The sequence below is a fragment of the Corynebacterium sp. genome (assembly GCF_030532325.1).
GTDB lineage: Bacteria > Actinomycetota > Actinomycetes > Mycobacteriales > Mycobacteriaceae > Corynebacterium.
Map to the genome: position 1 here is coordinate 1 of NZ_JAUNLS010000007.1, position 14021 is coordinate 14021.

Here is a 14021-nt window from a genome sequence, read left to right on the forward strand (position 1 = left end):
ACACACCATCACAAAAAGTACATTGGCACACTATTGAGTTCTCAAACATCATCCGTACGCTCCGATTGAAACCTCAATTAAATCTCTGCGGTTTCTCTCTTGAGCGACTCGAACTAACTTAGCCAATTCATTGAGCTGTGTCAAATCCTTGACCAGAAGTTCTTGTTTGCCACCGGCCGTTAACCTCTCGGCTACCTCGCGGCGACGTGGATTAATGTAGCCCGTTTGCTCAACAATAAGCAAATCCCCAGCACAACCTTGATTTCCGCACCGCCTGGAAGGGCATGAAATGAGCTGTACTGGGGACGTCGTCAAGCACCGTCGTCATGCGGTGCGTCAGTGATAGCAGGCCAACAAGCCATCGGGGCCATCGATGACCGTAATCGGCGTGCCGAAGATGGGCGTGAGCACCTCGTCGCGCATGACCTCATCCGGAGAACCGAAGGCAACTATCTGCCCCTTCTTGGCCGCGCAAATGTAGTCGGCGTAGCGCGCGGCGAAGTTGATGTCGTGCAAGACCACGATGATGGTGCGGCCAAACTCCTGCGCGGCGCTGCGCAGATGCTTCATCATCTCCACGGAGTGGGCGATGTCAAGGTTGTTGAGGGGCTCGTCGAGAAGCACATAGTCAGTCTCCTGGCACAGCACCATCGCCACGTAGGCGCGCTGGCGCTGGCCGCCGGAGAGCTGATCCAGGTAGCGATCCTCCAACTCCTCCAGGTGGAGGAAGTCAATGTAGCGGGAGATGATCTCCTCGTCCTCGGCAGTGAGGCGGCCCTGTGAGTAGGGAAAGCGCCCGAAGCTGACCAGCTGGCGCACCGTGAGCTTGGTGATGAAGTGGTTCTCCTGGCGCAGGATGGACAGGATCCGCGCAAGATCCTGGGACTTGGTGTTGGAGACGTCGTAGCCGGCGACTTCGATGCTGCCGGAATCGGCGTCGAGAAGCCTGCCAATCATGGTGAGCAGGGTGGACTTGCCGGCGCCGTTGGGCCCGATGAGCGCGGTGACCCCGCCCTGGGGGATCTCCAGATCGACCGGGCCTATCTGGGTGTTTTCCGAGTAGGCCTTGGATACCTGCGAAAGCTTAATCACAGTCGCCCCTTTCTCATGATGACGTACAGGAAGAGCGAGCCGCCGACGAGCTCAATGATGATGGAGACCACACCCTCGGCGTAGAAGACGTGCTTCATGAGGAAGTACGCGGCGGTGAGGACGGCAAACGCGGTGGCGGCGGCCATCGGGAAGAGCAGGCGGTGATCGTAGGTCTCCGCGAACTGATAGCTCAGGGTGGCCACGAGGAATCCCAGGAAGGTCATCGGCCCCACCAAGGCGGTGGAGGTGGCCATGAGCAGGGAGATGAGCACCAGAGTGTAGACGGCGTTGAGCCTGTGGTTCACGCCCAGGCTGGTGGCGGTATCGCGCCCCAGGGCCAGCACGTTGAGCTTGCGCGAGTTGAGGTAGAGCCCCGCGCTGGCCAGCACCACCAGTGGAATGGCGATGGGATAGTAGGCGCTATCCGCGTTGTTCACCGAGCCGAAAAGCCGGGCGGTGAGGACATCGAACTCGCTCGGGGTGAGCAGGCGCTGCATGAAGGAGGACAGCGATGCCAGCCCGCCGCCGATGACGATGCCCACCAGGAGCATCGCGTGCATATTGTTGGCGCGATCCGTGAGCAGCCAGGTGTAAAGCAGCAGCGAGAGCAACACCATCAAAAGCAGCTGCAGCACGAAGGTGCCCAGATGGCGGGCCGCGGTAAAGCCGGCGGCGCCCAGCAGGAAGACGGTCGCGGTATTGATGGCGGTATAGAGGGACTCAAACCCCATGATGGAGGGGGTAAGAATCCGGTTGTTAGTCACCGTGTGGAAGGCCACGGTGGCCATGGCCTGGCACACCGCCACGATGGCCATGGCTGTCACGGCCTCCGCTCGGCGCTCGGCAATGAGCCACCACTTGCGGGTTCCGAAGTCCATGGGGTTGCCGTAGGCCAGAAGCCCCAGCGCGCAGGCGGCGCCGATGAGCACCACGATGCCCAGGATGATCCAGTACTTCCGGGCGGCGGCCTGGGACTGGAAGCTGCCTACCGCGCGGTTCTTCGCGCTGCTTGGCCCAGCCTCCTCCTGACCCACCAGCACATTCTCAGCGTCCACGGGTCGACCTCACAATCAGGTAGACAAAGACCGCCGCGCCGACGATGCCCAGGATGACTGACACGGGCATCTCGAAGGGCGAAATCACCGTGCGGCCAATGAGATCGCATACTGTCACCGTGCCGATTCCCAGCAGGCACACCCACGGCAGGTTGGAGCGTAGATCGTCGCCGCGGAACATGCTCACAATGTTGGGCACGATAAGCCCCAAAAAGGGCAGGGAGCCCACGACGACGGTCACCACGCCGGTGGCCACGGCCACCAGGCCGGTGCCCACCAGCAGCACGCGCTTGTAGTTCAGGCCCACGTTGGTGGCGATCTCCTCTCCCAAACCTGCCACGGTGAGCTTGTCGGCGTAGAAGAAGACGGCGATGACCACCAGCAGCACCACCCACAGCACCTCGTACTGCCCGGAGTAGACCGCGGTAAACGATCCCATGAACCACATGCCCAGCTGCTGCAGGGTGTCGGTGGCCAGGGCCACGTAGGAGGAGATCGCGCTGATGACCGCGCCAAGCATGATGCCGATCACCGGCACGATGAGCGAGGAGCGCAGGGTCACGCGACGCAGGAACGCGAAGAAGACCATAGTTCCTACAAAGGAGAAGACCACGGCCACGACCATGCGCACGTAGACCGGCGCGCCCGGCACCAAGATCAGCGAGCAGACCAGGCCCAGCCCAGCCCACTCGGTGGTGCCGGTGGTGGTGGGCTCGACAAAGCGGTTTTGCGTGAGAAGCTGCATGATCACACCGCACATCGCCATGGCCGCGCCAGCGAGAACCAGCGCGATGGTGCGCGGAACACGGGTGGTGAGGAATATGTGGGAGCCGTCCTCTTGGGAGAGAATGCTGTACTCCCCCACCATGAGGGAAAGGATCAGCAGGGCCACCACGGCTACCACGCCGAGTGTCAGCTTCCACGACCACAACGGCGTACGCGAGACTCGCCTCGGGGCGCGGGTGGCCGCGGTGCGAGGCGAGTGCGCGACTTTCAGTTCAGTGTGCGTCATGAATTCCTATGGAGAGGATCTAGTTGCCCTGGGCCTCGAAGGAATCGGCCAGCGCGTTGAGGATCTCGGTGTAGGTGATGATGGATTCGTTGATGTAGGTATCGCCCGGGGCGACGTAGATCTGGTTCTCCTTGACCGCGGTGACGTTCTTCAGCGCGGCGTTGTCCTTGACCAGCTTCTCGCCCGGGGTCACCTCCTCGCCTTCCTTGCTGATGGCGGCGTCGCGGTCCATGACCAGAATCCAGTCCGGGTTGGACTCAGCGATGGACTCCACGGAGATGTCGTCGCCCTCGTGGTCATCGGAGGCGTTGGCGACGGTCAGTGCGGGCTTGAGCCCCAGCAGGTCAAAGACCGGGCCGTAGGTGCGGCCGACGCTTGGCGCGATGTAGCCGATGTCACCGCCAGTAGTGGTCACGGCCATGACCTTCTTTGAAGGGTCGTAGGCCTTCTTGGCACGCTCGGCGGCGGCGTCGAAGTCCTTGATGAGCTGGGCGGCGTCCTCCTCGTGGCCGAAGACCTGGCCCAGGGCCTCGGTGTGGCGCTTGAGCTCGGCAAAGAAGTCCTTGCCTTCGCGCGGCTCGAAGTCGAGGACCGGGGTGCCCTCGACAAGCTTCTCGATGTCCTCCTGGTGCTGCTCGAAGCGCTGACCATTCCAGACCACGTCCGGCTCGGCCGCCACGAGGCTTTCCAGATCCGGCTCCTTATGGGAGCCCAGATCGACGGCGACGGTGTCGGCGTTGTAGGTATCGCGCAGCGGCTTGGGCACCAGGCGCAGGGGCGCGGCGGTGATGTCCACTCCCCACTCGGCCAGCACGGCGAAGGCGCGGTTATCCGTCACCGCCGCCGAGCCCACCGGGATGGGCACGCTCTTCTGCCCCAGGTTGTCCTCGATGGTGAGCTCGCCCTGCTCGCCGGCCTGCGAGGAGGCACTCGACGAGCTCGAGGAGCTCGAGGAGTCTTCGGCGGCAGCGCAGCCGGTCAGCACCAGCGAGGCGGCCAGAACGGAGGCACCAAGTCCACGGCGGAAACGAGAGAGCATGTCTGTTTACCTTTCTTTACGCGCACCCGCGGGGTGCGCACGTCAAATCAATACCCGCCTAGCCTAACCTAAGTTAGGCATGCCTTTCAATCATGCAGGTGTTTCCTAATTGTCCCCTCCCCCGCGCCTGCTCACGCAGAAACGCCCCACGCTGCGCTTAACTGCTGCAACGCGGGGCGTATCAACGAGAAAGCGGGCTAGCGCTCTTCCTGCATAAGCAGCTCGTCGATGCCCACCGGCCCCGCGGCGTCGAATTCCGCGCGTACCTGGCGGCGGAAGCGCTCATCGGCAAGGAAGTCAATGGCCACCTGGGCCAGCCCGATGGCGGAATCCACGGCGGCGTCGACAGCCGCGGGCGTGGCCGCCCAACGTGCGAAATCCTCGGTGTGCAAAGCGACCTCCGCCGGTGAGACCTTGACCATGGGGTGCAACCCTGGCACCAGGTGGGAGACATTGCCAAAATCAGTGGAGGCAGCCAGCGAGTCCGGCACCGTGCCCGCCGGCAGCACCGTGCGCCCGCGGCGGGCCTGGGACTGCGCCCAGCGGGCGACCAAAGTCTCGTTATTGCGCACGGGCAAGGTCATGGGATGCTCATCCCACTCAATATCCACCGCCACCCCGGCCATGAGCGCGGCGCCGCGCAGGATCTCATCAATGCGCGCGGAGAGATCCATGAGCGTGCGAGTACCCAGGGAGCGCACGTAAACCTGCATGTGCGCGGAGTCCGGAATGATGGAGGGCTGCTGCCCGCCGCGCAGGATGGCGTGCACGCGATCCGAGGGCGGCATCTGCTGGCGCATGAGCCCAATACCCTGGTAGGCCAGCGTTGCCGCGTCGAGCGCGTTGCGCCCCATGAAGGGCTGCGAGCTGGCGTGCGCAGCAACCCCGCGGAAGGTGACGTTGATGATCCGCCTGCCCACCCAGGCATGGGATCCGATGTCATAGCCAAACCCGTGGATCATGATCGCTGCGTCCACCCCGTCCAGACTGCCCTGCCGGATCATGTACTCCTTGCCGGAGTGCCCCTCCTCCGCCGGCGTTCCCTGCAGAACCACCCGCCCCTCGATGCCGGTGCGCGCCAGCGCCTCCGTGGCGATGAGGTAGGCCTCCACTCCGGCCGCAGCGATGACGTTGTGCCCGCAGGCGTGGCCGAGGCCGGGAAGGGCGTCGTATTCAGCAAGGATCGCCACCGTGGGGTGGCGCTGCACATCGTAGCCAGGGCTGGCCCACTCGGCCTCAAAGGCAGTCTCCAGCCCGTAGGCCCCGCGCAGCGTGGCGTGCCCGTGCCCCTCCACGAGGTCAGCGAGCTTTTGCATCGAGCGATGTTCCTCGAAGGCGGTCTCCGGGTGCGCGTGCAGATCCATCACAATGCGCTCCGCCACCGCCTCACGGTGGGCCTCGCCACGCTTGGCGACGTCCTCCCATACCTCCCGCTGCCCCTCATAGGCCTCCGCGCCCGAGTCACTCGCGGGCTGGCTGGCCTGCGCAGATGGTGCTTTCACCGGTTCCGCCTGTGCTCGAGCGGAGGCCACGCGCGCCTGGATGAGCTTCGTGGTGCTCTCCAGGTAGGCCGTGGAGGGCTGGAGTGCTGTGTCCTGTTCTTCCGTCACTGTCCGTGATTCACCTCGGTACTTATTTGCGCCCGCCTGCGCTTGCCTGCTTATCCGATCATGATGTTATTGCCTGGCCCCAGCGGGAGATCCGCGTAGAACCAAATGGCCAAAAGGATGGCCCAGGCCAGGAAGAAGGGGATGACGAAGGGCATCAGCCGCGACATCAACGTGCCCAGGCCGGCCCCGCGCTCGTAGCGCTGGAGGAAGCCCAGCATGACAATCATGTAGGGGTTGAGCGGGGTGATGATCTGGGTGGCGGAGTCGCCCACGCGGAACGCTCCCTGGATGAAGGCGGGCTCGTAACCCAAAAGGGCGAACATGGGAACAAAGACTGAAGCCATGAGCGTCCACATCGAGGAGCCGGAGATGATGAGCAGGTTGAGCACGGAGGCCAGCACGATGAACGCGAGGATGGCCGGGAATCCCGTCAGCCCGATGGATTCCAGGAAGGCCGCGCCCTTGACCGCGGTGTACGTGCCAATACCCGTCCAGGCAAAGAGTGCCACGAACTGCCCCAGGATGAAGGCCAGGATGAGGAAGCTCAGCATGTCCTTGAGCGCGCCGGTCATCATCTCTACCACGTCCTTAACACCCTTAACCGTTCCCACCACTGCGCCGTAGACGATGCCGAGGATGAGGAAGTACCCAAAGACCAAGAAGACGATGGAGTCCATCAGCGGGGACTTGGGCAGGAAGCCGCCTTCCTCATTGCGCCATGGGGAGGCCGGGGAAAGGGTCACGGCCAGTACAACCACGGTGAGGATGACCATGGCCACCATCGACCACACCAGGCCCCTGACCTCGGTGCGGTTGAGAGTGGCAGAGAGCTCGTTGCCCTCGGCGTCGCGATCACCGCGCTGCGCAGCTTCGGCGGGATCGATCTGTTCCTCGGTGGGGATCTCCTGGCTCCACATGCGCGGCTCAATGATGCGGTCAATGATGTAGCCGGCCAGCACGCCCAAGACGATGGAAGAGGCCACGTTGAAGAAGTAGTTAGACATCGCGGTGACATCGGCCACTTCCGTGCCCGGCAGGGTATCCATCACTGCGGTGGTAATGCCTGCAAAGAGCGCATCCAGGGAGGTCGGCACCAGCGCGGTGGAGTAGCCCGCACCGACGGCCGCGAAACCGCCGATAAGGCCGGCCACCGGGTGACGCCCCGAGGCCTTGAACACCATGGCCGCCAGTGGCGGCACGATAACGAAGGCGGCATCCGCCATGACGGAGGCGGTCACGCCGATGACACCCACCGCGTAGGGCAGCAGCCAGGCCGGTGCGCTGCCGAAGAGCTGGCGGATGAGTGCGGAGAGCATGCCTGAGCGCTCCGCCACGCCGACGGCCAGCAGGATGGGCAGCACGGTCAGCAGCGGCGGGAAGTTGATGTAGTTCGCCGCCATGGTGGTGGTCAGCCAGGTCAGGCCCTCACCGGTAAACAGCCCTTTGACGGCCTGCTCCTCCCCGCTGCCTGGCACGATGACGGAGACTCCCATGGCCGCCATGACCGTGGAGAGCACGCCCGTAATGAGAAAGAGCACGAGGAAGATGGTGAAGGGCTCTGGCAGCTTGTTGCCCACGTACTCGATTCCGTTGAGGAATTTATCCAGCACTCCCCCGTTGGAATCCTTCTTGTGCATTGAGGACCCGCCGCGCGGCGATTCCCCCTGGTTGGGCTCCAGGGTGGGCGCGGCACCCTGGGGCGAATTCTTCGACGTGCTCATGGGGTTCTCCTTCAGGTTGAGCGGAACCTCGTCGAGAGGTCCACGCACGGCGGCGTGGGTGCGATGAGGCCGACTGGGCGTCGATAATGTAATACAGACTACACAGTAGCGTGTCCCATGTCACACATTTTTCACCATCTTTTCACCTGTGGCTCACGCCCCGGTGCCTCCCCGCCGAATCACGGAATGTGAACAGTTTCATACATTTAGCCAACATTTCTACAAAGACGCTGGACACGCCTCCACCGGCCATGCATAGAATCGCGGCATGTCACGACTTCCCGCACTCATCCTCTCCCTCGGCTGCGTCAGCTGCCTCGGCCTCAGCGCATGCGGCTCCGAGGACGCAAGCACCGACAGCCCCCAAGCCGCTTTCGCCGCCGAGGACTCCAACGTCGGCGCCGCCAACGAGGCGGCCACGAACGACTCCCCCAAGGACGAAGGCCCCGGGGACGCAGACTCGAAACAGGAAGCCCCCGCCGCGGACGGTGGCGATCTTGAGTCCCTCACCGCCGCATTTGACGCACTGAAAGCCGATGGTTACGCCTGCGACACCAGCGACGCCGCCAACACCCCGCCGGAGGAGACAGCCGAAACCGGCCTGCCTCCGGTCGTTGAGACATCAGTGTGCGGCAATAATGCCGGCGCCACCATCGTGGGCTACCTCACCGACGGCCCCGTCGATGCCCTCCTTCCAGCCTACGAGGAAGAATCACCCCTCTTTGACAGCCTCGTCCACGGCACGAACTGGGTCTTCGGCTGCGACGAGGAAGAAGCCTGCCACACCATCGTCGACGCACTCGGCGGCACCGAGATGTAGAAGGCTCACCCCTCTCCTCCCCCAAAAACAAAGAAGAGGGGCAGCCAAAGAAGTGGACAGCCGGGCTTAGTGGCTCAGCACCGCAGTGGCAATCAAAGAATCAATCCGGCGCACGTCAATCTTCTTGCCCAGCTTGATCTTGATATGCCCCGCACGGGTCCACAGCTCCACCTCCGCGGAGAGGTCAAGCAGCTTTCCTGCGTTCTCAGTCGACCACATATTGATCGCACTGTAGGGCAGCGAATAGATTTCAATCTTCTTGCCGGTCAAACCTTGCGAGTCCCGGACGATGAGCCGGTGGGAGGTAAAAATGGCCGAGTCCCGGAAGGTCTTGAAAGCCGCGTACGGCTGCTCCCCCGGAACGAGTAGCTCATTCACATCGTCCGGAATTGCTACCTCTTCCACGAACATCCACTCGGTGATTGCTGCTGCCTCCATGCGTTGTCTCCTTTTCTCGCAGCCGTTCTTTTCAGCGCCCCAAGTGTACAAACATCCCCCCGCGCACGCGGCGCCCTCGCATAGATTCTTGTGACTCTTCCTCACTACAATCTTCGCCAACCCCGCCAGAACCGCGCTCACTGTAGTGAGGAAAAGTAAAAAGCTGCCGCTTGGTCAGGGTTGCGGTGAAGGTGCGCAGATCCTCACGGCCACCAGCTGTGCTGAACTTGTTGGTCGCGGTGAGCCCCATGCCCTCTTCCACATCGGTGCGCCACACACGCACATCGACGGAACCGCGGGCGCCGATCTCCTCACCGGAGACCTTGAGAAGCTCCTGGGACTTCTCCAGGACCGGCAGGTTGTTCATGATAACGAACTTGCACTCCACAGTGATGGTGAGGGAGCGGGTGACCTTAGTGGTGCCGGTCCAGCCGTCCATATCAATGGTGGTGGAGTCGGTGTCATTAGTCTCGAAATTGACCTAGAGGTCACGGACACCGCGGACGAACATGTACTTGGAGGGGTCAGCGGCGGTAACTTGGAGGGGTCAGCGGCGGTAATCTGCCCCTGCTGCTTAGTCGGTGTAGGTGTGCCACCGGAAGATTGGGCGGGCATGTTAGCCCGCATCATCGGCAGCGTGGTCAGGGTGTTGGCGATAATCTTCTCGGCCTTGTCGTCGAAATCGTCTTCTCCCCACTTGGGGAGCTTACCGGTGCCTTTGAGGTAGGGGATCAGCACATTCGGGTTAGCGCCTGTCTTGCGGGCGAGGGTGCGGAGGGTGTCGGTGGCGCCTAGCTCGTCGAGCTGCGCCTCAGCCTGCGCGGCCTTCAGCATCGCCTCCGGGTCATCGTCGGCGGCTTCGAAGCCGAGTGCTTGCGCCACCTGGCGTAGCTTCGCGGCCTGCTCCTTGGCTTCCCTGGCGGTGACTCGGCGCTCGGCGGATTCATCCTTCAGCTTGCGGTTCTCCGCGCGCATCTTCTCAAGCTCAGCGTGGAGGGATTGAATCTCCTCATTGGGCGTGCCGTCAGCTGCGGTCGGCTGAGTGGTGTCCTCGCCAGTGTCCTGCACGGTGGTGCTGTTGTCAGCTGCTACCGCGTCGGTGGTTGCCTGCTCCGAGTTCTCCGTGGTGTCCATTGCCTCCCCTTTTGTGCGCTGGTCATATGCAGTGTCCCGCGCCTTGGCGGTGACACGCGTGAGTTTCACACACGTGGGGTGGCGGTCAGTCTCTACTGGGTGCGGGCACCACGGCTAGCACACCGGATCCTTCCTCGCTGGCATCATCCCCCGCCTCATCAGTCACAGCCAGGGCGATTTCCTGCACTTCCTTGGGCCACTCATCAAAGCACGAGCCGTACATGACTGTCTCAACGGCGGTCACTACCACCGGGCCAGGGCCCAGAGCACCGCTGCTAGGCCACACGACCCACGCACCAGACGGCAGCCTATCAGCCTCACCGAATACGCCTCCGTACTCGCGCCTAGCCCTGCGTAACGCTTCATGTTTATCCATCGCTCAATTGTCCTTCTCGTCACCCGGGTAGGGTCGGATCGCCCAGCACGAACAGCACTTCCTCAGTCGGCGTCATATCGTCCAGCCGTACCACGCGGATTCTGCCAGCCTTGAACGGCCGTAATTTACTCGCGACATCTACCTCACCTTGGCCGGTCTGGAACTCGAAAAACTTGATTTCACCATCAACCTTCTCCCAGTTCCAAATATGACCATAGTCAGCCCTCTGGTACACACCATATATCACGCCGCGCGCCCCATCTGGCACATTGTCAGCCACTACCTGCACTGTTTCACGATTAACGGCGGCTTTTCTACTCCCAACCTCGGGGGCTGGAAGAAACGGCGGGTCTTACCGTCAAGGGTACGCCACCCATAGGCTAGCGCTGTACCGCCATTACTACCGCCTATTAACTTTTGCGTGCGGATGTCTACCGGCGCCGCCCCGGCACCGACGATGAGGTTATAGCCCCTGGCCTGCATCTCCGCGGCGTTACTCACCCTCACGCAATTCTGACTGTAGGCGTTTCCCAGCTCGAAGTTCGGGGTGACGCTACTAGTAGATCATTCTTCGACCTCGGCATTGCTGAGGCCAGGACCAACTCGCCAAAGTACAAACCCTGCCCCACAACGAGAACCAAGCCAACCCTGACACAGGACGACCAGCCCTCTACGACAACGCTATCGACACCAACTACACGCACTCAATCGGCATCCAAAAGGCCAAATCTAACCCCCTGCGACACGCCGGCCGGACACACATTTTGCCGTTTAACCCAGAAAGCGGCTTAAGCGAAACGAAAAGAAAGCCCCTCACCTGCATCAACAGCAAGTGAGGGGCCTCATCGGTGGAGCCGCCGGGAATTGAACCCGGGTCCTTCGCCACCTCGCCAGGGCTTCTCCGTGCGCAGTCTGCGCGGGATCTCTACTCGGCCCTCCGGCTCGGGCAAACACGCTCCGGATGATGGGCCCAGTTGCTCTGAAAGTCCCCCACCGGCGGAACAACACGCCGGCGGAGCAAGTTCCTTAGTCGATGCCAGGATCCAGGTCAGGAACTAAACCTGGGCTGACAGACACGCGTCGCTGAAATTAGGCAGCGAGGGCGTAGTCACGCTGAGAGTTCTTCTCTGCGTTTATTGGTTGCTACGACGCTTACGGTGGTCTCTAGCCTGCACCGGCACGCTTCCCCTGGCTCAGTGTACGAAGTCGAAACCAAGTCGACCCCAGTGCACTTCTGTAGAGCGGGATTGTGCCTTCTCTACAGTCCGTATAACGCTAGCCCACCACCGGGCATTCCCGCAAGAATGCGCCCCGGCGCCTCAACGCACCCCCGCTAGGGTGGCAGCAGAAACAATTGTTGAACAAAAGAGGTCTTGCTCACATCCCACCTGCTAGCATTAAGCGGTCATTATCGTTCTTGCCCCACGTTCAAAGGAGAATTCGTGGATAAAGCTCCACAGCACACCGGCGCACACGCCGAGACAGCCACCGCAGACGGGACCACCACGACGTCATCCGCGCAGCACACCTCCAACTCCGCGTGGGCGATCTCCCTCTTCGGCACCGCCGTCGGCGCCGGCATCCTCTTCCTGCCCATCAACGCGGGCAGCTTCGGCTTCTGGCCGCTGCTGGTGGCCACCATCCTCATCGGCCCCATGACCTACTTCTCCCACCGCGGCCTCGCGCACATGATCTGTGCCTCCCCGCGCCAAGGCGAGGACATCACCGCCGTGGTCACCGATTACTTCGGCAAAACCGCCGGCTTCATCATCTCCGTCATCTACTTCCTGGCCATCTTCCCCATCGTGCTCATCTACGGTGTCTCGATCACCAACACCGTCGATAGTTTCATCGTCAACCAGTTCCACGGCCCGAGCATCCCGCGTCCGCTGCTCTCCTTCCTCCTGGTGGGCATCATGACCGTGGTCTTCGCCTTTGGCCAGCGCATCGTACTCATCGTCACCCAGTTCTTGGTCTACCCGCTCATCTTCTGCCTGGGCGCGCTCTCGCTCTACCTCATCCCGCGCTGGGACATTGATTCCTTCATGCAGGTGGGCAACAACGATTGGCGCATCGTCGGCGCCGTGGCGCTGATCATCCCTGTACTGGTCTTCGCTTTCAACCACTCCCCGGCCATCTCCCAGTTCTCGCTGGCCATGGTCAACACTCACGGCAAGGAAAAGGCGTCAGCGAACGCGTCACGCACCCTGGCCATCACCGCCATCCTGCTCACCGTCTTCACCATGTTCTTCGTGTGGTCCTGCACCCTCACCCTGGGCGCCGACGGCCTGGCCGAGGCCCGCGAGCAGAACCTGCCGGTCTTGTCCTACCTGGCCAACGTCACCGGTGTTCCTGTACTGGCCTTCCTCTCCCCCATCATCGCGATGATCGCCATCATCTCCTCCTACTTCGGCCACGTGCTGGGTGCTACGGAGGGCGGCAGCTACCTCATACGTGAAATCATCCCGGGCGCCCAGGAGAAGCTCAGCGACAAGGCTGTGACCTCCATAATGCACGGCTTCATCTTCATCACCGCGTGGATCGTAGCCATCCTGGATCCCTCCATTCTGGGCCTCATCGAGGCCATCGGCGGCCCGTTCATCGCCTCCATCCTCTACCTGCTGCCGATGTACGCCATCCACAAGGTCGACGCCCTGGCCCGCTTCCGCGGCCGCGTCTCCAACTACTTCGTGGTCATCACCGGCCTAGTGGCCGTCGGCTCCGCGGTGTGGGGCCTGTTCAACTAAAGGGCCCAACGAGGCCTGTTGAGCTAGGAGCGCTCCTCCAACCACGCCTTGAGCACCGTGGCGTGGTTGATCTCCCTGTCCTTGGCAGCAAAACAGAGGGTGAGATTGGCGCGGGCAAGCTGCGCAAGCGTGGCCACATCTCCATCATCGCCCGCCTCATCCAGCTCCGCGCGGTAGCGCCGGGAAAACTCCTCGAAGCTATCGGCGTCGTGATTCCACCACTTACGCAGTCCCGGAGAGGGCGCGACATCCTTGAGCCAGTGATCGTAGTGGAAGTCCTCCTTGGATACCCCTCGCGGCCAGAGCCTATCCACCAAGACCACGGTGCCGTGCGGGGCGTCCTCCCCCTTGATCAGATCATGAACCTTTGCTGTATAGATCATGGCCCCACCCTACGCCCGCGGGCGTAGGCCTTCGACGTACTGGGTCGAGCCGTGCGGGGCACTGGGTGGGAAGTATGGCCCCCTAGGCGTTGATGCCCTTGACGCGGCGGCCGAGTTCGCGGGTAATTTCGCGGTCTTGATCGCGGCGCTTGATGGCCTCGCGCTTGTCGTAGTCCTGCTTGCCCTGGGCCAGACCCAGCTCGCACTTGGCGCGGCCGTCCTTGAGGTAGACCTTGAGCGGGATAAGCGTCTTGTTGCCGTCGCGCACCTGACCCATGAGCTTGTCAATCTCGCGACGGTGCAGCAACAGCTTGCGGGTGCGCTTGGGCGAGTGATTGGTCCACGTGCCCTGGGAGTATTCGGGGATGTGGAGGTTGCGGATGAAGACTTCGCCATCGTCGATGGTGGCAAAGGAATCCGCCAGAGAGATTTTACCCTCGCGCATCGACTTGATCTCCGTGCCCACGAGCACCATGCCGCACTCGAGAGTGTCCAGAATCTTGTAGTCGTGGCGGGCACGGCGGTTTGTGGCCAGGGTTGCATTGTTGTCCCCGGCCACCTTTTTCTTCTTTGCCTTCTTCGCCATAGTGCAGG

14 protein-coding genes, 1 other RNA gene and 1 pseudogene are annotated in these 14021 nt (G+C 62.3%); 3 read left to right on the plus strand and 13 right to left on the minus strand.

The genetic code is table 11. From position 1 onward, the window contains the following. Nucleotides 1–336 precede the first annotated feature (336 nt). The 6 genes from Q4E25_RS05295 to Q4E25_RS05320 all read right to left on the minus strand — a co-directional run bounded on the left by Q4E25_RS05295 (nucleotide 337) and on the right by Q4E25_RS05320 (nucleotide 7445). Nucleotides 337–1092, minus strand: a complete 756-nt coding sequence (locus tag Q4E25_RS05295) for an ABC transporter ATP-binding protein (RefSeq protein WP_303154832.1) — start codon at nucleotides 1090–1092, stop codon at nucleotides 337–339. After that, nucleotides 1089–2147 carry an iron chelate uptake ABC transporter family permease subunit gene (locus tag Q4E25_RS05300; protein ID WP_303154833.1) on the minus strand — a complete coding sequence of 353 codons (1059 nt, stop codon included), beginning with the start codon at nucleotides 2145–2147 and terminating at the stop codon, nucleotides 1089–1091. The genes Q4E25_RS05295 and Q4E25_RS05300 overlap by 4 nt, the downstream gene beginning before the upstream one ends. Continuing rightward, on the minus strand, nucleotides 2137–3159 hold the full coding sequence (locus Q4E25_RS05305; RefSeq protein ID WP_303154835.1) for an ABC transporter permease: 1023 nt from the start codon (nucleotides 3157–3159) through the stop codon (nucleotides 2137–2139). Before Q4E25_RS05305 ends, Q4E25_RS05300 begins: the two co-directional genes overlap by 11 nt. Before the next feature lie 19 nt (nucleotides 3160–3178). Then, nucleotides 3179–4198: a siderophore ABC transporter substrate-binding protein gene (locus tag Q4E25_RS05310; protein WP_303154837.1), complete on the minus strand. Its 1020-nt coding sequence runs from the start codon at nucleotides 4196–4198 to the stop codon at nucleotides 3179–3181. A gap of 197 nt (nucleotides 4199–4395) precedes the next feature. Continuing rightward, a complete protein-coding gene (locus Q4E25_RS05315) occupies nucleotides 4396–5808 on the minus strand; it encodes a M20 family metallopeptidase (RefSeq protein ID WP_303154839.1) in 1413 nt (470 codons plus the stop codon). A gap of 50 nt (nucleotides 5809–5858) precedes the next feature. Next, nucleotides 5859–7445, minus strand: a complete 1587-nt coding sequence (locus tag Q4E25_RS05320; protein WP_303155009.1) for an AbgT family transporter — start codon at nucleotides 7443–7445, stop codon at nucleotides 5859–5861. A gap of 352 nt (nucleotides 7446–7797) precedes the next feature. Between Q4E25_RS05320 and Q4E25_RS05325 the strand changes: the two genes are divergently transcribed. Further along, entirely contained in the window at nucleotides 7798–8349 is a 552-nt protein-coding gene (locus tag Q4E25_RS05325; RefSeq protein ID WP_303154840.1) for a hypothetical protein, read from the plus strand. Nucleotides 8350–8415: 66 nt separating this feature from the next. Here Q4E25_RS05325 and Q4E25_RS05330 read toward each other — a convergent pair whose 3' ends face one another. The 4 genes from Q4E25_RS05330 to Q4E25_RS05345 all read right to left on the minus strand — a co-directional run bounded on the left by Q4E25_RS05330 (nucleotide 8416) and on the right by Q4E25_RS05345 (nucleotide 10577). After that, a complete protein-coding gene (locus Q4E25_RS05330) occupies nucleotides 8416–8787 on the minus strand; it encodes a PH domain-containing protein (protein ID WP_303154842.1) in 372 nt (123 codons plus the stop codon). A 31-nt stretch (nucleotides 8788–8818) separates the two neighbouring features. Then, on the minus strand, nucleotides 8819–9226 hold the full coding sequence (locus tag Q4E25_RS05335; protein WP_368502608.1) for a phage tail tube protein: 408 nt from the start codon (nucleotides 9224–9226) through the stop codon (nucleotides 8819–8821). Next, on the minus strand, nucleotides 9151–9921 hold the full coding sequence (locus tag Q4E25_RS05340; protein WP_303154846.1) for a hypothetical protein: 771 nt from the start codon (nucleotides 9919–9921) through the stop codon (nucleotides 9151–9153). The genes Q4E25_RS05335 and Q4E25_RS05340 overlap by 76 nt, the downstream gene beginning before the upstream one ends. A gap of 395 nt (nucleotides 9922–10316) precedes the next feature. After that, entirely contained in the window at nucleotides 10317–10577 is a 261-nt protein-coding gene (locus Q4E25_RS05345) for a hypothetical protein (protein WP_303154848.1), read from the minus strand. Between the two features lie 310 nt (nucleotides 10578–10887). Between Q4E25_RS05345 and Q4E25_RS05350 the strand changes: the two are divergent. Beyond that, nucleotides 10888–11019: pseudogene (locus Q4E25_RS05350) on the plus strand (IS256 family transposase); the annotation flags it as partial. A 124-nt stretch (nucleotides 11020–11143) separates the two neighbouring features. On the opposite strand, the gene ssrA reads toward Q4E25_RS05350, so the two are convergent. Continuing rightward, nucleotides 11144–11522: a transfer-messenger RNA gene (ssrA, locus tag Q4E25_RS05355) on the minus strand. 322 nt (nucleotides 11523–11844) lie between these two features. Between ssrA and Q4E25_RS05360 the strand changes: the two genes are divergently transcribed. After that, a complete protein-coding gene (locus Q4E25_RS05360; protein WP_303155011.1) occupies nucleotides 11845–13044 on the plus strand; it encodes a septum formation initiator in 1200 nt (399 codons plus the stop codon). A 23-nt stretch (nucleotides 13045–13067) separates the two neighbouring features. On the opposite strand, the gene Q4E25_RS05365 is transcribed toward Q4E25_RS05360, so the two are convergent. Continuing rightward, a complete protein-coding gene (locus tag Q4E25_RS05365; RefSeq protein ID WP_303154849.1) occupies nucleotides 13068–13427 on the minus strand; it encodes a DUF488 domain-containing protein in 360 nt (119 codons plus the stop codon). Nucleotides 13428–13509: 82 nt separating this feature from the next. Continuing rightward, on the minus strand, nucleotides 13510–14013 hold the full coding sequence (smpB, locus tag Q4E25_RS05370) for an SsrA-binding protein SmpB (RefSeq protein ID WP_303154852.1): 504 nt from the start codon (nucleotides 14011–14013) through the stop codon (nucleotides 13510–13512). Nucleotides 14014–14021: the final 8 nt, after the last annotated feature.